The 21966-nt window shown below is 35.7% G+C and carries 14 protein-coding genes; 9 read left to right on the forward strand and 5 right to left on the reverse strand.

Translation table 11 applies throughout. The features are described 5' to 3' along the window. Nucleotides 1-46 precede the first annotated feature (46 nt). On the forward strand, nt 47-613 hold the full coding sequence (locus JCM15579_RS10495) for an LOG family protein (protein ID WP_054719677.1): 567 nt from the start codon (nt 47-49) through the stop codon (nt 611-613). On the opposite strand, the gene JCM15579_RS10500 is transcribed toward JCM15579_RS10495, so the two are convergent. Both JCM15579_RS10500 and dapF read right to left on the reverse strand, forming a co-directional pair. Then, nucleotides 610-3417, reverse strand: a complete 2808-nt coding sequence (locus JCM15579_RS10500) for a cache domain-containing protein (RefSeq protein WP_054719680.1) — start codon at nt 3415-3417, stop codon at nt 610-612. The two genes, JCM15579_RS10495 and JCM15579_RS10500, sit on opposite strands and share 4 nt — an antisense overlap. Before the next feature lie 18 nt (nt 3418-3435). Then, a complete protein-coding gene (gene dapF / locus JCM15579_RS10505; protein WP_054719683.1) occupies nt 3436-4221 on the reverse strand; it encodes a diaminopimelate epimerase in 786 nt (261 codons plus the stop codon). Between the two features lie 275 nt (nt 4222-4496). Here dapF and JCM15579_RS10510 point away from each other — a divergent pair, with 275 nt between their 5' ends. Continuing rightward, nucleotides 4497-5948 (forward strand): S1C family serine protease, encoded by a 1452-nt coding sequence (locus JCM15579_RS10510; protein ID WP_054719688.1) that lies wholly within the window; start codon nt 4497-4499, stop codon nt 5946-5948. A gap of 106 nt (nt 5949-6054) precedes the next feature. After that, entirely contained in the window at nt 6055-6915 is an 861-nt protein-coding gene (locus tag JCM15579_RS10515) for a sigma-70 family RNA polymerase sigma factor (protein WP_054719691.1), read from the forward strand. A gap of 55 nt (nt 6916-6970) precedes the next feature. On the opposite strand, the gene uvrB is transcribed toward JCM15579_RS10515, so the two are convergent. The 3 genes from uvrB to JCM15579_RS10530 form a co-directional block, all read right to left on the reverse strand. Continuing rightward, on the reverse strand, nt 6971-8986 hold the full coding sequence (gene uvrB, locus JCM15579_RS10520; RefSeq protein ID WP_054719695.1) for an excinuclease ABC subunit UvrB: 2016 nt from the start codon (nt 8984-8986) through the stop codon (nt 6971-6973). Between the two features lie 358 nt (nt 8987-9344). Beyond that, entirely contained in the window at nt 9345-10265 is a 921-nt protein-coding gene (locus JCM15579_RS10525; RefSeq protein ID WP_054719698.1) for an endonuclease/exonuclease/phosphatase family protein, read from the reverse strand. A 108-nt stretch (nt 10266-10373) separates the two neighbouring features. Further along, on the reverse strand, nt 10374-10958 hold the full coding sequence (locus JCM15579_RS10530; protein WP_054719870.1) for an HAD family hydrolase: 585 nt from the start codon (nt 10956-10958) through the stop codon (nt 10374-10376). 320 nt (nt 10959-11278) lie between these two features. On the opposite strand from JCM15579_RS10530, the gene JCM15579_RS10535 reads away from it, so the two are divergent. From JCM15579_RS10535 to JCM15579_RS10560, 6 genes are all read left to right on the forward strand, one after another. Next, complete coding sequence (locus JCM15579_RS10535; RefSeq protein ID WP_054719700.1) at nt 11279-11641, forward strand: hypothetical protein; 363 nt, start codon at nt 11279-11281, stop codon at nt 11639-11641. Between the two features lie 258 nt (nt 11642-11899). Next, nucleotides 11900-13546: a hydroxylamine reductase gene (gene hcp, locus JCM15579_RS10540; protein WP_054719702.1), complete on the forward strand. Its 1647-nt coding sequence runs from the start codon at nt 11900-11902 to the stop codon at nt 13544-13546. 177 nt (nt 13547-13723) lie between these two features. Beyond that, nucleotides 13724-15253, forward strand: coding sequence for a PepSY domain-containing protein (locus tag JCM15579_RS10545; protein WP_083464637.1), 1530 nt, complete (start codon nt 13724-13726; stop codon nt 15251-15253). Between the two features lie 473 nt (nt 15254-15726). Further along, nucleotides 15727-16602, forward strand: coding sequence for an ABC transporter ATP-binding protein (locus tag JCM15579_RS10550; protein ID WP_054719708.1), 876 nt, complete (start codon nt 15727-15729; stop codon nt 16600-16602). A gap of 2 nt (nt 16603-16604) precedes the next feature. Then, on the forward strand, nt 16605-20309 hold the full coding sequence (locus JCM15579_RS10555) for an ABC transporter permease/M1 family aminopeptidase (protein WP_054719711.1): 3705 nt from the start codon (nt 16605-16607) through the stop codon (nt 20307-20309). Nucleotides 20310-20698: 389 nt separating this feature from the next. Continuing rightward, a complete protein-coding gene (locus tag JCM15579_RS10560; RefSeq protein ID WP_054719714.1) occupies nt 20699-21745 on the forward strand; it encodes a nucleoid-associated protein in 1047 nt (348 codons plus the stop codon). Nucleotides 21746-21966 lie beyond the last annotated feature (221 nt).

Consider the following 21966-nt stretch of genomic DNA (forward strand, 5'->3'; position numbering starts at 1 on the left):
AGGGGCTTTTTTGAATAATATTATTGTCTTACTTAAATTAAGAGTAATGAATATCTGCGTATTTTGTTCTTCAAGCAATTCATTGGATAAAGCGTATTTTAACGAAGCTACTGAACTAGGAAGATTAATTGGTACAAATCACCATGGATTGGTTTATGGAGGAACCAATGTCGGTTTAATGAATGAGGTGGCTCAATCCGTGAAAATATCTGGAGGAAAAGTACTGGGTGTAATTCCAAAGTTGATTAATGATTATGGAATTTCTGCTGACTTTTTGGATGAATTAATTATTACGCCAGATATGGCTGAAAGGAAAAAATTATTACGAGATAAATCGGATGCTTTTATTGCTCTTCCTGGTGGTTTTGGAACATTAGAGGAAATATTAGAGGTAATTACATTAAAGCAACTGGGTTATCACAACAAACCTATTGTATTTATCAATACTAATGACTTTTACGGGAATTTAAAAGCTCAATTCGAACTATCTTATCAAGAAAAGTTTGCCAAACCTGAATACAGCAAATTATTCTATTTTGCTGCTAACTACAAAGATGCAATATCCTATATCGAGAACTACAAACAAGAAGTTAGGGAGATAAAATGGGATTAATTAATTGAGAATTGCTTATTGATTGAATCCAATAAAGTCTTTGTTTTAACTGGTTTCACGATGTAATCATCGCAACCTGCAGCAATGGCTTTGGTTTTGTTATCTTTTTCAACAAATGCCGTCTGTCCAATAATTGGAATTCTTGCATTTCGATGTTTTATTCTTTTGGTAGCCTCGTATCCATTCATAACTGGCATTTGAATGTCCATTAAAACAATATCAACTTTAACCGATTCGCACAAGGAAATAGCTTCAACACCATTTTTAGCCCAAAATATTTGAGCGTGAGTGTGCTCTAGCGCTGTTTTAAAATAAGTGAAGTTATTTCTTTGATCATCCACAATCAGAATTTTTTTTCCACTCCAATTGTAAAGGTTTTCCTTGTATAATTTATCTTCTTTTTCCAAACTAAAAGGGAATTGAATATAGAAGCAAGTTCCTTCATTTTCCTTTGATTCGACTCTTATTTTACCACCAAGAACCTCTGTTAGTCTGTGGGTAATTGTAAGTCCTAATCCGGTTCCACCATACTGTCTGGTGTCTGATCCATCAATTTGTCTGAACGACATAAAGATATCCTTTAATGCACTTTCAGGAATGCCAATACCAGTGTCTTTTACATATATTTCAATTATAGATTCATTTTCAATGGTCTGATATCCAAATTCTACTGAACCTTCATTTGTAAATTTTATTGCATTATCGAGTACATTGGATAAAAGTTGTTCTAATCGTTTTGCATCGGTAAACAAAAGAGCATCTTTATCGCTTAAAGCTTTTTGTACCTGTAATGTAATATGAGATTTATTGATATTGTTTTTTAGGTCGTAAAACTTTTCGAATAGAACGGTAAGAATACCATTTAAATTGTAATTTGCCCAGTTCAATTTGATTTGTCTCGATTCAATTTTTGACAAATCGATAATGTTATTGATTAGTTGTAGTAGGTTGTTACTACTTTGTTTTATTAGTTCTCCATACTCAAGTCTTTCATTTTCGTTGATATTTTGAGATGTCATAATATCGGTAAATCCGATAATATGATTCATTGGAGTTCGAATTTCATGAGACATGTTTGCCAAAAATGCTGACTTTAAAAGGTCTGATTCTTCGGCTTTGTTTTTGGCTTCGGTTAAGTGTTGCTCATATAGTTTTCGTTGTGTGATATCACGGTAAATTCCGAAAATTGCGATAGGTTTATCATCAATTATTATTGGATTTCCTACAATAGATACATCAATCAGTTCTCCTGTTTTGCATTTTCGTTTCGTTTCTATTTCAACAAGCTGCCCATTGGCAGTTAAGGTGTTTAATTTATTAGCCTCTCCTTGTCTTTCTTCATCGGCAAGTAAATTGTCAATACCTACTCCTTTTATATCTTCCAATGTGTAGCCAAAAAGTTCAGTAAATTTTTTATTGATTTTAATTCCCTTGCTTTCATTGTCAGTAATGGCAATTGCTTCTGGTGAATTTTCAAATAGTTGTTCAAAATATGCAGTTTCGATATTTAACTGCCGCTCGATCTTGTCGCGTTTTGAAATCATTTGATTTGCTAGCTCACCCAATTCCTTGTATTCCTTGAATTGTAATGATGAGATGTTTATTCTTAGCGATTCGGATGCTGCTTTTTCAAAAAATCGAGTGAATACATATAGGCCAGTTTTTGTAATTCGAACCACATATCTAGAGAAAATGACAATACAAAAGACAACCAGAATTACAAGAATTACTCCATTAAAAATATAGTTGTTTACATTTGCTTGCAATTCATCATTTCTATTTTTAATGGTTTGGTTCAATTCGTCTAAATGAATGCCAGAACCAATAATCCATTGCCAGTCTTTGTATGATTTTGCATAAGTTAATTTTGGTAAGGGGCGTTCATTTGAGTTTGCAAAAGGATCAAGATATTCTATAAATCCGCCTTCAGAATCAGTTCCTCTCGAAATGAATTCTTTTACAATCTTGTTTCCATTTTCATCAGCGATGTTCCATAAATTTCTTCCAACCAGTGTTTTATTTGTGTGGGCAAGACATGTTCCATCAAAGCTTATGACTGTAATAGTGAAATTATCATCAAATCGTAAATCGGTAATTTTTTCTAATATTTTCTCTTGAATTTCAAGTTTATAATTGTTTACATATTGGGTGCAGCCAATATACCAATCGAACTCTTTAAATATTTTAACAAAAGAAATCTTTGGATGAATTTTCTGACTGTTTTCTGCCTGCCAGGAATAGTCTGTATAACCTTCTCCTATTGATTTTACAGTTTCAATTTCATTTTGGATAATCGGAACACCATATACATCTTTTACCTGAAGTTTGTTTCGTCCAATCCATTTAGGATTTTCAGGATCCATAACCACGGTTCCATTCAACTTATTGATGTAGAAATAACCTTTGCCATTATTAAAACGAACAGAATTTAAAGCATTGATTATTAATTCTTGAAGCTCTTTTTTGTTTAGCTTGTCTTTGTAGCTTTTATATAGGTTGGTGGCGATACTATGTGCTTCGTAAACAGTAGTACTTATATCTTTTTTTAAAAGATTTCTGGTTTGAAGTCTTTCATTCTCAATGTAATTGATGAGAGTTTGCGTTTCCTGTTGCAAGGTTTTCTTCTGGTTTTTTAAGAAATCTTGCCTTATTTGAAGCGACTCACGTTGAAACTTTTGTTTTTCTTGATGAATGACAAACAAACCAAACACTAGAATTAATCCTATTGAAATGGAAAGTAATGAAAATAGAAAAACTTTCGAAATGCTTTTGTTGTTAAAGAGTTTAGTGAGAATGAACTTCATACAATCGAAACAGCGATTTTAAATATTTACAGTGCCTGAAAATACTTTTGTTGCAGGCCCAATCAGCCAAACATTACTAATATTTTGTGTGTCTAATTTTTCAAATCGAACTTCCAGCTTTCCGCCTTTAGTTGTTATTTTGAAATGCTCCTTGTTTTTTTCAAATCCAGAACCAATTGCAGATGCAACTACACCAGTGCCACAAGAATAGGTTTCATCTTCTACTCCTCGTTCGTAAGTGCTTACCTGTATTCCTTCATCATTGAAAGAAACAAAATTTACATTTGTGCCTTCTTTTTCAAATCTTTCATTGTATCGAATGGCTTTTCCATTTTTGTAGGTGTCAAAGTTTACATGGGAATTGATGAATTGAACGTAATGCGGTGAGCCAGTATTCATATAGTAATGATTTTCTCCCTTTTCGATACCAGACACATTGATCATTTTTAGACTAACCTGCACGAAATCTTTTTCATCTTTTACCAAGGCCTCATGTTCTCCATCTACGGCAATAAATAATGTCTTATCCTTGATAATCCCCAGATGATATGCAAACGCAACAATGCATCTGCCACCATTTCCGCACATGCTAGCTTCTCCACCATCCGAATTAAAGTATCTCATTCGAAAATCGTAACCTTCAACATTCTCCAGTAACATTAAACCATCAGCACCAATTCCAAATCTTCTATGGCATAAGTGCTCAATCAACTTTTTGTTATTTGGAGATATAATATTATTGCGGTTATCTATTAAAACAAAATCATTTCCAGTACCCTGATATTTCCAAAATTTAATCTGCATTCTTGTGTAATCCTGTTAATAAGTGTTAAATACGTTAAAATTCAAAACACTTCTAAACTTATATCGTTAAAATTGTAGCATAAAAGTACGAATCTTATTGGTTTTACCCTTATTTCCAAAAGTGAAAAGTGCAAGAATTTGATGAATGTTAATTCAATGATAAATAACTATTGATTATATGAATCTGTTTTCGTAACTTTTTATGTTCGAAACAGGATGTGTAAATTGCCGATGAGATGGATCCTAAGTTTCACTCTTAAAATTTTTATTGCATTATGAAAGCTAAAATGTTTTTTGGAAGAGTTTTAACTGCAGTATTTGGTGGGGGTATTGCCATTATTTTATTTGTGTTATTTTTTGATAAAGAACAGAAAATTATCACTGTAAAGGAGCCAAATGCGATACAATTAACAAGTCTTCCGCAAAATGTAACGGGGCAGGTGGATTTAACACTGGCCGCAGAATCATCGGTAAAATCGGTAGTACATGTAAAAACTTTATATACGAACGAAGAGTATCAGTCCAATCCATTCTATGATTTTCTTTTTGGTAATAGTAGAAGAGATTATCAACCGCAACCAAGTTTAGGATCTGGGTCTGGTGTAATTATATCAGAAGATGGTTACATCGTGACAAACAATCATGTAGTGAAAGGTTCTAATTTAATAAATGTAGTTCTACAAGATAAAAGATCCTATGAGGCGAAGTTGGTAGGACAGGATCCATACACTGACTTGGCATTGATTAAAATTGAAGAAGAAGATTTACCTGCCATGAGTTTTGGTAATTCTGATGAATTAAAACTAGGAGAGTGGGTATTGGCAGTAGGAAATCCATTTAATCTAACTTCTACGGTTACGGCTGGTATTATTAGTGCTAAAGCCAGAAATCTGGGAATAATGCGCGATCGCAGTTTGAGTATTGAATCATTTTTGCAAACAGATGCTGCTGTAAATCCTGGAAATAGTGGTGGAGCTTTGGTTGACACAAAAGGAAGGTTAGTAGGTATCAATACTGCAATTGAATCAAGAACAGGCTCATACTCAGGATATTCATTTGCTATACCAGTTACGATAGTGAAGAAGGTAATCGCTGATTTAAAAGAATTTGGTAAGGTGCAAAGAGCTATTATAGGAGTTTCCATTCAAACAGTTGATGCTGCATTGGCTGAAGCTTATGGGTTGGAAAAAATTGAAGGTGTTTACGTTGCAGATCTAACAGAAGAGGGTGCTGCAGGTGAAGTAGGGATCAAAAAAGGAGATGTTATACTCGAGATTAATGGTATAACGGTAAATTCAAGTTCTGAGTTACAAGAGCAGGTGAGCAAGTATCGTCCTGGTGATGAGATAGAAGTTTTAGTAAAAAGAGATGGTAAAAAGAAACAATTTGATGTTGTTTTACGTAACAGGTTAGGAAATACCGAGGTGATAAAATCGAGTGGTTTAGCTTTCCTGGGTGCTGAATTCGAGCCAATTTCTGCTAAAGAGAAGTACCGACTTCAAATCAATAGGGGAGTTAAAGTGAAGAATCTGCGTAGTGGGAAATTAAGAGAGGAGAATATTAAAGAAGGTTTTATCATCTACAAGATTAACAATACACCAATTTATAGAGTAAATGATATTGAAGAGGCGTTACAGAGCGTTAAGGATGGAGGAGTATTTATTTCTGGTATCTATCCTAATGGCAGCGTAAAATACTATGCCTTTTCTCTTAAGAATGATGAATAGAAATCAAACGAGAAAAATATAAATATTCGAATAAAATGGCAATTAATTTTGACTTTTTTTTATTAAAAAGTCTAATTTTGCGAAATATTTTCGATGAAAAGGGACTATGAGACAATTAAAGATAACTAAATCAATTACCAATCGTGAGAGTGCGTCGTTAGATAAGTACTTGCAAGAGATTGGTAAAGAAGATCTTATTACAGTTGAGGAAGAGGTTGAATTGGCGCAGCGAATCAAAAAAGGCGACCAAAGAGCTTTGGAAAAGTTAACCAGAGCAAATTTGCGTTTCGTTGTTTCTGTAGCTAAGCAATACCAGAATCAAGGGTTAAGTCTACCTGACTTGATCAATGAAGGAAATTTGGGATTGATTAAAGCAGCAGAAAAGTTTGATGAAACTCGTGGTTTTAAATTCATTTCTTACGCTGTATGGTGGATTCGTCAGTCTATCCTTCAGGCTTTGGCAGAGCAGTCTCGAATCGTTCGATTACCATTGAACCAGGTTGGTTCGTTGAACAAGATCAACAAAGCATTTTCGAAATTCGAGCAAGAACATGAAAGAAAGCCATCTCCTGAAGAATTAGCAGAGTCCTTGGAGTTACCTGCAGATAAAGTTGCAGATACCCTACGTGTTTCAGGTCGTCACATTTCTGTCGATGCTCCGTTTGTTGACGGAGAGGACAACAGTTTGTTGGATGTATTGGTGAATGATGATTCTCCAATCGCAGACAGAAGTCTCTTGAATGAGTCCTTAACCAGAGAAATTGATAGAGCTTTAGCTACTCTAACCGAGAGAGAAAGTGATATTATTAAGTTATTCTTCGGTATTGGAATTCAAGAAATGACCTTGGAAGAAATTGGCGAAAAATTTGGATTGACACGTGAACGTGTTCGTCAGATTAAAGAAAAAGCGATTCGTCGTTTGCGTCATACTTCCCGAAGCAAATTATTGAAATCATATTTGGGATAACAGTTCCCGTGAGATAACTAAAGCAGTTTCGAAAGAAACTGCTTTTTTATTTTCCTTACTTTGAGTTTTTCTCTTTTAATTGTTCGTGCAATTTGTACATCTCATCTCGATATTGAGCAGCTTGTAGGAAATCCATATCTTTTGCAGCTTTTTGCATTAATTTCTTCGTTTTCTCAATACTCTTTTCCAAACTTTCTTTGCTCATGTATTGTACCACAGGATCTGCTGCAATTTCGACCGTTTCAGGCCCTGCATATGCATTTGGTTCGGCTTTTTGAGTTTGTTCGATAATGCTTTTCTTTGATTTCACAATCTGCTGTGGAGTAATGCCATGTTTCTGATTGTAGGCCAATTGTTTCTCACGACGATGATTGGTAGAATCAATTGTCTCTTTCATCGATTTGGTAATCTTATCGGCATACATGATTACCTTACCATTTACATTACGTGCTGCTCTACCTGAAGTCTGAATCAATGATCGGGTAGAGCGCAGGAAACCTTCCTTATCGGCATCAAGAATTGCAACCAACGATACTTCTGGCAAATCCAAACCTTCGCGAAGTAAGTTAACACCAATCAAAACATCGAACTCACCATTTCTAAGATCTTCCATTATTTTTATGCGATCCAATGTATCCACATCAGAGTGAATGTAACGACATCGTATGCTTAAATTGGCAAAGTATTCCGATAATTCTTCTGCCATTCGTTTGGTAAGAGTGGTGACTAGTGTTCGTTCATCTTTTTCAGTTCGTTCATTGATTTCTGCAATTAAATCATCAATCTGATTTAAACTTGGGCGAACATCAATTTGAGGATCTAGCAGTCCTGTAGGGCGAATTACCTGTTCAACTACAACTCCTTCACACTTTTCCAGTTCGTAATCAGCAGGAGTAGCACTAACATATATGGTCTGATTGGTTACTTCTTCGAATTCTTCAAATTTTAAAGGTCTGTTATCTAGCGCAGCAGGCAAACGGAAACCATATTCTACCAAATTAATTTTCCTGGAATGATCGCCACCATACATGGCACGAATTTGTGGTATGGTAACATGACTTTCATCGATTACCATTAGGAAATCATCCGGGAAATAGTCGATTAAGCAGAAAGGACGTGTTCCTGCAGGTCTTCCATCAAAATATCTTGAATAATTCTCGATACCAGAACAGTGACCAAGTTCTCTGATCATTTCCAAATCGAAACTTACTTTTTCTTCCAATCGTTTTGCTTCCAAATGTTTCCCGATTTCTTTTAAGAAAGCAACATGAGCAACCATATCATCTTGTATTTGATGAATGGCCGATTTAACTCGATCTTTACTGGTAACAAATATATTGGCTGGATAAATGGTAATTCGATCGTAATCTTCAATTTTTAACCCATTGATTGGATCGAAAGAATAGATTTCATCAATTTCATCATCCCAAAAAATAATTCTGTAGGCAAAATCAGCGTAAGCGGGATAGATATCCACAGTGTCACCTTTTACACGGAAATGTCCCCGTTCAAATTCAACTTCGTTTCTGGAATATAGAGCATCAACAAATGCAAACAGAAGCTTATTGCGTGAAATAACCTGACCTTTTTCCAAAACCGTAACATTATTGTGGAAATCTTCGGGATTACCAATACCGTACAAGCATGAAACTGATGAAACTACAATGACATCTTTTCTTCCGGAAAGTAGGGCTGAAGTTGCGCTAAGTCTTAACTTTTCGATCTCATCATTAATGGAAAGATCTTTCTCGATATATGTATCGGTTACTGGAAGATAGGCTTCTGGTTGATAATAATCGTAATACGAAACAAAATATTCAACAGCATTATTTGGAAAGAAATTTTTGAACTCGCCATAAAGCTGTGCAGCAAGGGTTTTGTTATGACTTAAAACCAAAGTCGGCCTTTGAACTTCCTGAATTACATTCGCTACAGTAAATGTTTTACCCGAACCTGTAACCCCAAGAAGAGTTTGAAATGGGGAACCATCATTCAATCCATTACAAAGTTCTTCAATCGCCTCAGGCTGATCGCCTGTTGGTTTAAATTTCGATACAATTTTAAAATCCATAACCCTCTTTTTCTATCCTACAAAGCAATGCTAAAATAGAGAAACATTGTGAAACGAGCATGATTTAAATAATTATTAAATACAAAATGTTATAATTATTTAAATCTTTCGGCTTCCTCCCGATAATCATCGGGATGGCAAAATCATGTAATACCGATTACTATTCAATTCTCCAAGCATTAGGGAGCGCCTTTATTGTGTTTCACTTATAAAAGCACGTTGAATATGTATCGGCATTATACCAACGCATTTTAATATTTATAAGTTTATAAAATATTAACAGATGAACTTGAAATTGTTTTGGTACAAAAAATGCCGACTATTTTAAATAGCCGGCAATGCTTTATGTTGTGTAAACTTACTTGGAAATTTTAAAGTAAACCGGAAAATGATCACTGTATCCTCCAAAGTAATTAGGTCCACCATAGGTTCTGCTAGGAACAAGAACACCTTGCTTGTTTTTGTAACAAATCCAATCTTTCTTAAATACCTTACCTGCATCGTAAGAAGTATGAAGACCGTTTTTCTCATTCAACAATGAGTTTGAAACAATCAAATTATCAAGCATGTTCCAATCGCCTCGATAGTTGTAAGTTCCTTGTCCTTCGGCATCCATATTATAAACAAGGTTGTACAAATATGAAGGATTTGATGAGTTTTGATTGTTACCTGCATTTAATGTTTGGCTAATCGATTTGTTGTTTGGCTCATCGTTAAAGTCACCCATGATGATGATGTTTGCAGCAGGATTTTTAGTTTGAATCCCATCAACAGCACTTTTCAATTGTTCGGCAACAAATACTCTGTTCTTTTCCGATTTTTCCAAACCGCCACGTCTCGAAGGCCAATGGTTAACAAAAACATGAACCGTATCTGTGCCAATAATACCTTCTACATATAAAATATCACGAGTTTTGTAATTCGGTTCCCAAGGAAATTGAATGCCAATTGCTTCATGCTTTAGGTATTTAAAATCCTCCTTTTTGTAGATTAGAGCACAATCAATACCTCTTTTATCTGGACTTTCACTATGCGCAATTCCATAATTTCCTTTAATTAAAGTCTCTTGTCTGCAAAGATCTTCAATTACTTTTTGGTTTTCAATCTCACACAAACCGATAATGCTAGGTAAACGTAATGTGTCAATTGAAGAAAGAACTTGGGCTAATTTTTCCAGTTTATCCTCATATCGTTCACTATTGAACTTTAATTTGCCTTCAGGAGTGAAATCATCATCATTTTTCTGGGTGATTAATCGTGTCGAATAAATTTTCGACATTATAGAATGCAATAGTATATTCCCTTGTTTCCTTGCTACAAGATGCTATTACGAGTGCAACGGAAATTAGTAAAAGTAATTTTTTTAACATGATATGTTCTTATTGATTTAGTAATATGGAGTAACATCAGTAACCATCATACCTGCTTTTTCTGCTGCTTGTATTCCTAACAGTCCATCTTCAAATACCTGGCAGAATTGAGGTTCTATTCCCATCAACTCGGCACATTTCAAAAAGGTTTCTGGCTCTGGCTTGTGATTCTTTACATCATCAGCACTCACCAAAATTGGAATGTATTTATCCAGTCCAAGAATCTCCATAGTTTCTTGAGCAATATCCCTCTTACCTCCTGTGCCTACTGCCATTGGAATCTGGTTATGGTATTTATAAACCAAGTCCGTTACAGGTTTAATTTCAGTTATCTTATGCATCTCCTTTGCAAAAAATTCTTCTTTAATAGTGGAGAATTCCTGCGGATCAATAGAATGGTTGTATTCTCTATTTAGTTTTTCAATAATTTTAGATGATGGCATTCCTGCACAAGCAGATAACCATTCAAAAGAGTATTCTACTCCCATTATTTCTGCGGCCTTTTTCCAAGCTTCAAAATGCAATGGCATTGTATCCGCTAAGGTTCCATCTAAATCAAAAATTAAGGCTTTTGTATCGGCATGTATATTTATCGATTTCATATTCATTCTCTTAATAGTTTCAACTTCACAAGTTATTCGATTTATTATATCTTCTGATGTTAATGATTAACAATATTAGTTCAGATCCGATATAAAAGAAAGCGCAAATTATGAATTATTTCTTAATTAATGGTATGCTTAACTTTATAAGTTATAGATGTTCTATAGAATTCCATGTGGCTTGATCAAAAAGCGAATAATATTGATTATCTGTTTGTTGAATTCTTTATTTTTTTATATTTTTCTATCGATTTGTAAAACATTTTTCAAAGGCATACGTTGGAAGTAGTGTGTATATTTTAGAATTAAAAGAGAGGTTTATGAAGTTTGTACAGAGAAGTTTGATTCTATTATTTGTTCTATTTAGCGTTTCAGTAAGCGCCAAAAAAATGTCGGAAGCAGAAAAGCGAGCTGATGTTATTACTAGGTGGATGACCAAAAAACTGGAATTAAGTTCCGATCAGGTATTAAAAATTCAGGTTTTAAATTTGGAATGTGAGAAGGAAATAGATCGTCTTACTAACGAAAAGGATGGTTTTTCCTGTATGCAAGCTGTGCGCGATAGTTTGCTTCAAAAAGAAGTTAATTTCAAAGAGATTTTAACAGTTACCCAACTAGCCAGTTATAAGAAATCGAAGTGCGAGCTAAAAGAGAAGCTCAAAAAAATGTTTAAAAGACTTTAATGTATATATAATATACTCCCAATCCCAATCGAATTTCGGTTGGGTTTTTTTGGCTCAAAACTCATGTAAGAGAAAAAAAGATAAAAAAATCTGAAATATTTTAGCGTTTGTAACATCCGTTACACTTTTTACATACTCAAAGTCGGATATTTGTAATGTCAAAAGGCGATAGAGTATGGCGAAAATAAATTATATCACTTCCTTTTGATTTTGTAAATTGAATAAACCGAAAATAAATAACACTAAAAAAATACTATTATGAGCATGTTTTGTTATCAATGTCAGGAAGCAGCTAAAGGGACTGGTTGTACAATTAAAGGAGTTTGTGGTAAGACCGATGAGGTTGCAAACATTCAGGATCTACTAATGTATGTAATGAAAGGAATTTCATTGTACAGTGTAAAAGCTCGCGAAGCTGGTGTTGAAAATGAGAAAGTAAACAATTTCATTATGACTGGATTGTTTATGACGATCACTAACGCAAACTTCGATAAAGTAAAATTCGTTGAAGCAATTCGCGAAGGATTAAAATTAAGAGAAGAAATTAAAAAGCAAGCTGAAGAAGCTGGTGTTTCTTTCGGCGATCGTCATCACTCTGCAACTTGGTTTGCTGATACAGAAAATGATTTTGATGCAAAAGCTCGTGTAGTTGGTATTCTGGCTACAGAAAACGAAGATGTACGTTCATTGCGTGAGTTGTTAACTTATGGATTGAAAGGTTTGGCAGCTTACACAGAGCACGCTTACAACTTAGGCTTCGAAAAAGCTGAATTGTACGCTTTTATGCAAGAAGCTTTGGTAGCAACTACTGATGATACTCTTTCTGCTGATGATTTGGTAGCTATGGTAATGAAGTGTGGTGCTAATGGTGTAACTGCAATGGCTACTTTGGATGAGGCAAATACATCTGCTTACGGTAATCCAGAAGTAACAGAGGTTAACATTGGGGTTAGCGACAAGCCAGGTATCCTGATTTCAGGTCACGACTTGAAAGATATGGAAGAGTTGTTGAAACAAACTGAAGGAACCGGTGTCGATGTTTACACGCACTCTGAAATGTTGCCAGCAAACTATTATCCAGCATTTAAAAAGTACGAGCACTTTGTAGGTAACTACGGTAATGCATGGTGGAAGCAGAACGAAGAGTTCGAAACTTTCAACGGACCAATCTTGTTCACTACCAACTGTATTGTTCCTCCTAAAGCGACTTCAACGTATAAGGATAAAGTATACACTACTGGTGCATCAGGTTTCCCAGGATTCAAGCACATTGCTGCTGATGAAAATGGAAAGAAAGATTTCTCAGAAATTATAGAATTAGCGAAGACTTGTGCTGCTCCAACTGAGATTGAAAAAGGTAAGATTGTTGGTGGATTCGCTCATAACCAGGTAATGCAGGTTGCTGATAAAGTTGTTGATGCTGTAAAATCAGGTGCTATACGTAAGTTCTTCGTAATGGCTGGTTGCGACGGTAGAATGAAAGGTCGTGATTACTACACAGAGTTTGCTGCTAAGTTGCCACAAGATACTGTAATTTTAACTGCAGGTTGTGCCAAGTATCGTTACAACAAATTGGAGTTAGGTGATATCGGAGGTATTCCACGTGTATTGGATGCTGGTCAGTGTAATGACTCTTACTCATTGGCAGTAATTGCATTAAAATTGAAAGAAGTATTTGAATTGAACGATATCAACGACCTTCCAATTGCTTACAACATTGCATGGTACGAACAAAAAGCGGTTATCGTATTGCTAGCTCTTCTTCACCTAGGTGTTAAAAACATCCACTTAGGACCTACATTGCCAGCCTTCCTATCTCCAAACGTAGCAAACGTGTTGGTAGAAACATTCGGAATTGGCGGAATTGGTACTGTAGACGAAGACATGAAAATGTTCTTGAACTAGTATATAACTGATAAAATTGCGCCTGATTGAAGTATGATGAGAGGGAGTTTGTACAGGGTGCAATTTCACTTAGGTATAAAGGTTTAGTTTAATTTTAGGGTTAAAAGAAAAACAACTGTCTGATAGAAACACTTGCCGTTCTTTCAGGCAGTTTTTTTATGATGTTATCTTTATGATATGGCTAAAAGCAAAACAATACAGTTTCTAAAAAAATACCACAAGTGGCCATCATTGCTGCTTACTCTGTTTATTATCCTGTTTTCCATCTCAGGGATTATCATGAACCACCGTGCTTTGTTTTCTTCTTGCGATGTAAACCGCAAGTATTTGGGTTCGGAATATCAGTATAAAAACTGGAACAAAGCTGCTGTGAAATCAGCACTACATTTAAACGATGAGTCATCCTTGATATATGGAAATATTGGTGTTTGGAAAAGTTCTGACAATTTTAAATCCTTCTCTGATTTTAATTACGGTTTTCCAAAAGGGATTGATAACTGGAAGATTGAGAAAGTCATTCAAACAAAATCAGGAGAACTTTTGGCAGGAACGCTTTTTGGCCTTTATCAGCACAAGGATAATGAATGGAATAAACTTGAATTTCCTGTACAGGAGGAGAGAGTTGTCGATTTTATGGAGATCGAAGAGGATCTATACATCTTAACCCGAAGCCATCTGCTTAAGAAAGTTGATGATACTTTCGAAATTGTAAATATTCCAGCCAGTACAGATTACGATGGAAAAACAAGCCTGTTTAAAACCCTTTGGGAAATTCACAGTGGCGAAGCCTTTGGTACAATAGGGAAGCTGTTTGTGGATTTTGTTGGCTTCATATTTCTATTCCTGAGCTTTAGTGGTTTGGTTTATTTCTTTTTTCCCGATTGGATCAAAAGAATCAAGAAAAGAGGAGGAATTGTCAAAAGGAAAATCAGCTTTCTAAAATTCAATTTGAAGTGGCACAATCATTTTGGGAATTGGTTAATTGTATTTCTCATTTTAACCACCCTTACAGGGATGTTTCTTCGCCCTCCATTGTTGATTGCCATTGCCAATAGTCGTGTAGATAAGATCCCTTTTACTCACCTCGATAATCCAAACCCTTGGTATGATCAATTGCGAAGAGTTCTTTACGATGAGGACTTGAACAGAGTTGTTCTGGCCACCAACGAAGGGATTTATTATAGCGATAACCTGTTTGAAACAGCTCCCGAAAGATTTGAGCATCAACCTCCGGTTTCGGTAATGGGGGTTAATGTATTCGAAAAGGCAGGTGAAGACCAGTATTTGGTCGGTTCGTTTAGTGGTATTTTTTATTGGATGCCTGAAAGAAATTTGATCTTCGATTACATTACCAAACGACCACATGTACCAGTTCGTAGAATGGGACCACCCATTGCGGCGCATCCTATTGCAGGCTATTTAAAAGATAAAGAAGGAAGAGAGATTCTTTTCGATTACAATTTGGGAGCAGGAAATATAAGTGACGATACGGGATTTACCAGTATGCCATCGGAAATTCAGGAGAGCCCCATGTCATTATGGAATCTTTGCTTGGAGGTACATACCGGCCGCATCTATCAATACATTTTTGGGAAAATGTACATCCTTTTTATCCCAATTGCAGGACTTACAATTTTGTGGATTCTATTTGTGGGATACTTGTTGTACAGAAAGCAAAGAAAAGTTCAAACTTCCATAAATAAATAGACTTTAAGTGCTTGATAGTTTAATTATTAATAATAAAAGTGGTTCGGTATGGTTTATAGTGGGGTAAGCTTTTAATATTACCTCTACTTTGTTCGTGCGGCCATAGTGGGCTTACACGCCCTAGATTTTTTGCATCCTTTTTCATCAATGGAAAAGATGAGCCATGCGGCTTGAGCTAATGTAAAGAATTATAGTATTATTCATTTTATTTGTAATTGCTTTAATAACCCACTCTATTATATAAAGAACCATAAAAGTATTGTATAATTCACTTGCCTGTTGTATTGATTTATCGATTATCTCATCTTTTATAAACAACATATAAAGTGTAAAAACTCAATTTTATCGCAGAAAAAAGGTCTTTGTCGAATTTTTATGAATCATTAGATAGAAGAAGATTGATCTCGCTTAACATTATATATATTTGTCTTTACTCAAATGATATCATAATACAATTACTTAAATTTTAATGAATGGAATTAATAATTGAGAATTTAACAAAGACTTACAACAATGGTGTTAAGGCATTAAATGATGTTAATATTAAAATAGGGGCTGGAATGTTCGGTCTACTAGGACCAAACGGAGCGGGAAAGTCAACATTGATGCGTACAATTGCAACTCTGCAAGAAGGTGATAGCGGTCGTATTGTGTTTGATGGTACGGATATCATGGAAAACAAAATGGCCTTGCGTAATTCACTGGGATATTTGCCACAAAGTTTTGGCGTTTATCCTAAAATGTCAGCCGAAGATTTATTAATGCACTTTGCTGAATTAAAAGGGATTTCAAACAAGCAGGAGCGTAAAGAAATTGTTGATGCTGTGCTTGAACAAACCAATTTGACAGAAGCAAGAAAGAAAAATGTTGCTGGTTATTCAGGAGGTATGAAACAACGTTTTGGTATTGCTCAACTTTTGCTGAACAACCCAAAACTGATTATTGTAGATGAGCCAACAGCTGGTTTGGACCCGGCTGAGCGCAGTCGATTCTTGAATGTATTGCGTGAGATTGGTACCAACCATATTGTTATTTTCTCAACCCATATTGTAGAGGATGTAAAGGAATTATGTACCGACATGGCCATAATGAATGGCGGAAGCATTCTAACCCATAAAACTCCAAAGCAATCAGTAGAGGAGTTGCGAGGTAAAATGTGGACCAAATGTATCGAGCGTTCTGCTTTAAATGAGCACAAGGAGAAATATGATATTCTTTCCAGTCGATTCAACGATGACAACAGCATGAATATAAATGTATATTCAGAAACGCAGCCCGACGAATTGTTTACACCAAAGGAAGCAGATCTTGAAGATGTATATTTTGTTACACTTAAAGCATCGAATTAATCATGGGCAAGTTTAATACATTATTTAAGTTTGAGTTAAAATACTGGCTCAAAAACCCAGCTACATACATCTATTCAGCGGTACTTTTGGTGATATCAACTTTGATTATGGCTGGTAGCTTAGGGGTGTTCGACTCAAGTACAGCTACTGTAGCATCGGTTCGATTGGCCAATTCACCTATTGCTTTATTCAATAGTTTTGGCATCCTGACTTTGGGATATTTTCTATTGCCTTCCATTGTTGGAGGTTCTGTGAATAGGGATTTCAGTTCTGAAATGCACTCTATTTTATATTCCTATCCATTTAAGAAATCGGAATACATTCCTGCCAAGTTTCTAAGTTCTATTGTAGTTACTTTGGCCATATTCTTAATATTTGGCTTGGGTTTTATTATAGCACCTTTACTGCCAGGGGTTAATCCGGAATTACTTGGGCCATTCAGACCATTGGCATTTTTACAGATATATGGTTTGGTAATTTTGCCTAATATACTTCTGTTTGGAGCCATCGTGTTTAGTGTAATTACTTTCACAAGAAACTTAGGTGCAGGTTTTATTACCATGATTGTACTGTTTTTTATACAGGGTATTTCAGACAATTACATGAGCCAGTTGGATAGTAAAACATTGGCTGCACTTCTGGATCCTTTCGGAGCATCGGCCATTCAGAATGCAACTGAATATTGGAATGTAGCAGAGCGTAATACCAACCTGCTACCCATGGATGGGTTGGTTCTGATCAACAGAATCATTTGGATATCGGTATCATTGTTGATTTTTTCGCTTACCTACTACAAGTTTCAGTTTACTCAGAATGCCTTGAGTTTCCGTTGGTTCTCTAAAAAGAGTGCAGTAGTTACAAAAGATAATTTCAACAATCTAAGGGATATCAATCTTCCAAAGGTAAATATTGACAATAGTTTCAATTGGAACATCAAGCTGATGTGGAGCATTTCAAAATTGAATTTTAAATTCATCATTAAATCAGTTCCATTTATGGTTATGGTGGCAGTAGGAGTACTGTTTATGGTAATAGGTCACAATACCACCATGAATCTATTCGGTACAACCACCTATTCTACCACCTGGAAAATGTTGATGATTCCAAGCTCAATGTTCAAATTGTTTATTCTATTGATTACCTTTTTGTATTCAGGAATGTTGGTGCAGCGCGAGCGCAGAGCAAAGATGTTTGAACTGGTAGATGTTACACATACACCAAACTGGGTGCAGTATTTCTCTAAGTTCATTGCCTTAATCAAGATGCAGGTGGTGCTGCTATTTGTAGTGATGGCAACATGTATTGTAATTCAGCTTTCTGAGGGGTACTACGACATCGAGCCGATACATTATCTTACTGAGCTCTTCCTGTTTATGCTTCCATCTTACATTGTTTGGGCAGGATTATCCTTATTTGTTCAGTCTCTGTTTGCAAACTTTTACATTGGCTTTTTTATTCTATTTATCTTTTCGATTATCAGTCCTTTTGCTTCGAAAATTGGAATTGAGCAAAACATATTCAAATTCAATGCAGGACCAGCAATCCAATATTCTGATATGGATGGATATGGCAGGGGAGTAGCGGCCTTTATGTTTTATCGACTTTACTGGCTATTGTTCTCTTCATCTTTATTGATTTTAGGTTTGGCCATTTGGCGAAGAGGTGTTAGAGAAACCGTTAAGATTCGTTTCCGAAGAGCAAAGGAAAACTTAAGTCGTGCGCTGTATGTCTCACTGGCAGTTTGTCTGATCGGATTTATCGCCGTTGGGTCATACATTTACTGGTTCGATAATGTTTTAAACGAATACAAATCGGCCAAACAAAGCGAGTTGGATAGAGTAGAGTTTGAGAAAACTTATTCGAAATACTATAATATTCCTCAGCCTCGTATTGTGGATGCCAAGATTGATGTTGACATCTTTCCGGAAACCAGCGATTTAAAAGTGAAGGGGGATTATATTGTGAAGAATAAGAGCAATGAGCCTATTGACTCTGTTCATATCAATTACCGATATAAGAATACTGCAGTTAACTTTTCAAGAAAGGCAGAATTGGTGAGTAATGATACCGTATTTCAATACAATATCTACAAGTTAGAGAAGCCATTAATGCCAGGAGATTCTATGCAAATGCACTTTACATTGAGCAATCAGAAGAATCATTTCTTACAATACAATTCTCCTGTGATAGCCAATGGAAGCTTCTTTAATAATGGTGGTCTTCCAAGTTTTGGTTATTCACGTTCAGGAGAGTTAATCGATAATACTGTACGAAAGCAATATGGTTTGCCAAAACGTGATAGAATGGCAGCTCCAACCGATACTACCGCATTAGGAAATACTTATATTTCGGAATGTGCCGATTGGGTAAATTTTGAAACCACAGTAAGCACCTCTGCGGATCAGATTGCGATTGCGCCAGGATATTTGCAAGAGAAAAGAGTGGAAGGCGATAGAGCTTATTACCATTACAAAATGGATGCTCCCATTCTGAATTTCTACTCATGGGTATCAGGAAAATATGAGGTTTATACCGATAAGTATGAGGATATCAATATTGAAATCTATTATCACAAAGGCCATGATTACAATATTGCCGATATGGTTGAAGCGGTGAAAGCTTCGCTTAAATATTATGGCGATAACTATTCTCCTTACCAACATAAACAGGTTCGTATTATCGAATTCCCTAGAACTTACGGAACATTTGCTCAGTCGTTCCCAAATACAATTCCATTCTCTGAAGCCATTGGTTTTATTGCAAAAGAGGATAAGTCGAAAGAGGGAGCCGTGAACTATGCATACCATGTTACCGCTCACGAAATGGCACATCAGTGGTGGGCACACCAGGTTATTGGAGCGAATGTTAAGGGAGCAACTTTAATGTCGGAAAGTTTGTCTGAATACTCGGCAATTAAGGTGTTAGAGAAGAAATATCCTAAGAATAAAATCCGCAAGTTCATGAAAGAGGAACTGAATGGTTATTTAAGAGGAAGAGGTTCTGAGCAGGTGAAAGAGCAGCCTTTAATGTATAACGAAAATCAACAATACATTCACTACAATAAGGGTGCAATTGCCATGTATGCCATTGCCGATTATATGGGAGAAAATAACTTGAATCAAGCCCTTAGCGAGTATGTTAGCGATGTTGCTTTCCAGGAGCCTCCATACACCACATCTTTAGAGTTTGTTGATTTAATGAAGCAACACATGCCTGATAGTATAGACTATGTGATTACCGATATGCTTGAAACCATCACCCTTTTCGATAATAAGGTGGATAGTGCTTACGTATCGAAAACCGAAGATGGCAAGTATAAGGTTGATTTTGTTGTTGAGGCTCAAAAGTACAGGGTAATTAATGCCAAGAGCGAAGAAAATAAAGAGCTTTCGAGTGACGATTCATCGGTTAGCATCTCGGTAAATCTGAAAGAAAAAGAGGATGATAAGCAATACATCGATATGAATGATTGGATAGACCTTGCCATTTTTGTTGAAGACGAAAACAAGGAAGAGCAAGAGATTCTATTCAAGAAAGTTCACATTACAGCGAAAGAAAACAAGTTCTCGTTTATTGTGGATAAAAAGCCACATAGTGTTGGTATTGATCCTTATCACAAATTAATCGACAGAAAAACAGCCGATAATACGGAGAAGATCAAGGAGAAGAAAGAGAATTCTACTACCAAAGACAAGTCGGTATCATAGGCTGTAAAAAATAAAGTACTTAAAAGCTATTCCGTAAAGGGATAGCTTTTATTAAAAAAAGTCATTCTAAAAGTAAGTAACGGTACTCTGTACCTTTACCTTTACTTTCATTTAATCATTGGATCTATAAATATTCTGGTGCTCCGCACCGTAGTTAATGGTCAATTTTGATGCATGAATATGGCAGCAGAGCTGCCTAATATTTATAGTTTTATCATGTAAGTGAATACACAGGTGCAGAGCACCGTAACTCTCATTTTGTTGGCAATTTACGGGGCGTTATAGCTAGAATTGATTGTAGTAATCAATTTCTAAAGGCTCTGCTTTAAGAAAACATTCAATATTTAACGAAAGTGCGTATCTTTGTCAGGTTCTTAAAATAGTAACATATGTTTAATTTTGAAGAGATAAATCTGGACCGCATTGTAGTGCACAATGTTGGAAATAAACACCTTGAGGAGGATCTAAAGCTTTCTAAATCGGAAATCGTAATTGAGGATGATGATGTTAGAGATGTACTGCTAAAGTATTTTCTTACAGCCTTTAACAAGGAGGAATTCTACCATTTCCAAAATGAGGCCGGTATAAACATGAACGAAGTATACTGCTATGCTTCTGAATTTTTTGAGAACAACGAAAGCTTTTACGATCAATCCACCAATATTGCGGTTCATTTGTACGAAAAATCGAACCACCCAAATATTAAAGGAGGTGAGTTTTACCTGGTTGCCTTTTCTGGATGTGTGGTGGATGGTGAGGTCTGCAATGCATTGGGGATTTTCAAATCGGAAAACAAAGACACTTTCCTAAAGGTATACCAGAAACAGGAGAATTTTGAGTTGGGCTGCGAGAGTGGAATCAATATCAAGAAATTGGATAAAGGTTGCCTGATTTTTAATACCGAAAAGGAAAAAGGCTTTAAGGTTTGTATTGTCGATAAAACCAACCCGAACAAAGATGCTTTGTACTGGAAAGAAGATTTTCTGGATTTGAAACTTCGTGAGGATAACTTTTACCATACTCAGAATTACCTTGATATGTGTAAGGGCTTTATTGGCGAAGTGTACAACGATGAGAATGAGGTTGCCAAGGCCGATCAGATTGATTTGATGAACAAGTCGATCAACTTTTTTAAGGACAAGAAAGAGTTTAACGAAGACCTGTTTAAGCAAGAAGTAATCGAAGAACCTGAGGTAGCTTCTGCTTTCGATGAATACAAGGAATATTATCAGAACGAGCGTGGAACTACTGTAGAATCGGAATTTGATATTAGCAACGACGCCGTAAAAGGAGAACAGCGCTACTTTAAACATGTACTAAAGCTGGACAAGAACTTCCATGTTTACATCCACGGACAGCGCAAGTTTATTGAGAAAGGCTACGATGCAGCTCGCGATTTGAGCTACTATAAACTGTTCTTCCGCGAAGAAAACTAAGTAAAGACGCAAATTCCAATGTCCAAACCTCATTTTTTAGAATTCTCCTTTAGGGGAGATGCCGACAGGCAGAGGGGTGTTCGGAGTACTTAGAAAATGAAATAACAATTTAATTAGATAAATTAGAAGCTTTCTCCTAAGGGGGAAAGCTTTTTTCTTTCCATATGAAATAAAACACCTAATCGGATAGGTAAGGGTATGCTGTACTTCTACATTTTTGT

This window comes from Marinifilum fragile JCM 15579 (assembly GCF_001310955.1).
Classification (GTDB): domain Bacteria; phylum Bacteroidota; class Bacteroidia; order Bacteroidales; family Marinifilaceae; genus Marinifilum; species Marinifilum fragile.

What these genes read in the sequence shown, in the direction of transcription:
- JCM15579_RS10495 (WP_054719677.1), top strand. Translation starts at nt 47, where the DNA reads ATGAATATCTGCGTATTTTGTTCTTCAAGCAATTCATTGGATAAAGCG.
- JCM15579_RS10500 (WP_054719680.1), bottom strand. Translation starts at nt 3,417, where the DNA reads ATGAAGTTCATTCTCACTAAACTCTTTAACAACAAAAGCATTTCGAAA.
- dapF (WP_054719683.1), bottom strand. Translation starts at nt 4,221, where the DNA reads ATGCAGATTAAATTTTGGAAATATCAGGGTACTGGAAATGATTTTGTT.
- JCM15579_RS10510 (WP_054719688.1), top strand. Translation starts at nt 4,497, where the DNA reads ATGAAAGCTAAAATGTTTTTTGGAAGAGTTTTAACTGCAGTATTTGGT.
- JCM15579_RS10515 (WP_054719691.1), top strand. Translation starts at nt 6,055, where the DNA reads ATGAGACAATTAAAGATAACTAAATCAATTACCAATCGTGAGAGTGCG.
- uvrB (WP_054719695.1), bottom strand. Translation starts at nt 8,986, where the DNA reads ATGGATTTTAAAATTGTATCGAAATTTAAACCAACAGGCGATCAGCCT.
- JCM15579_RS10525 (WP_054719698.1), bottom strand. Translation starts at nt 10,265, where the DNA reads ATGTCGAAAATTTATTCGACACGATTAATCACCCAGAAAAATGATGAT.
- JCM15579_RS10530 (WP_054719870.1), bottom strand. Translation starts at nt 10,958, where the DNA reads ATGAAATCGATAAATATACATGCCGATACAAAAGCCTTAATTTTTGAT.
- JCM15579_RS10535 (WP_054719700.1), top strand. Translation starts at nt 11,279, where the DNA reads ATGAAGTTTGTACAGAGAAGTTTGATTCTATTATTTGTTCTATTTAGC.
- hcp (WP_054719702.1), top strand. Translation starts at nt 11,900, where the DNA reads ATGAGCATGTTTTGTTATCAATGTCAGGAAGCAGCTAAAGGGACTGGT.
- JCM15579_RS10545 (WP_083464637.1), top strand. Translation starts at nt 13,724, where the DNA reads ATGGCTAAAAGCAAAACAATACAGTTTCTAAAAAAATACCACAAGTGG.
- JCM15579_RS10550 (WP_054719708.1), top strand. Translation starts at nt 15,727, where the DNA reads ATGGAATTAATAATTGAGAATTTAACAAAGACTTACAACAATGGTGTT.
- JCM15579_RS10555 (WP_054719711.1), top strand. Translation starts at nt 16,605, where the DNA reads ATGGGCAAGTTTAATACATTATTTAAGTTTGAGTTAAAATACTGGCTC.
- JCM15579_RS10560 (WP_054719714.1), top strand. Translation starts at nt 20,699, where the DNA reads ATGTTTAATTTTGAAGAGATAAATCTGGACCGCATTGTAGTGCACAAT.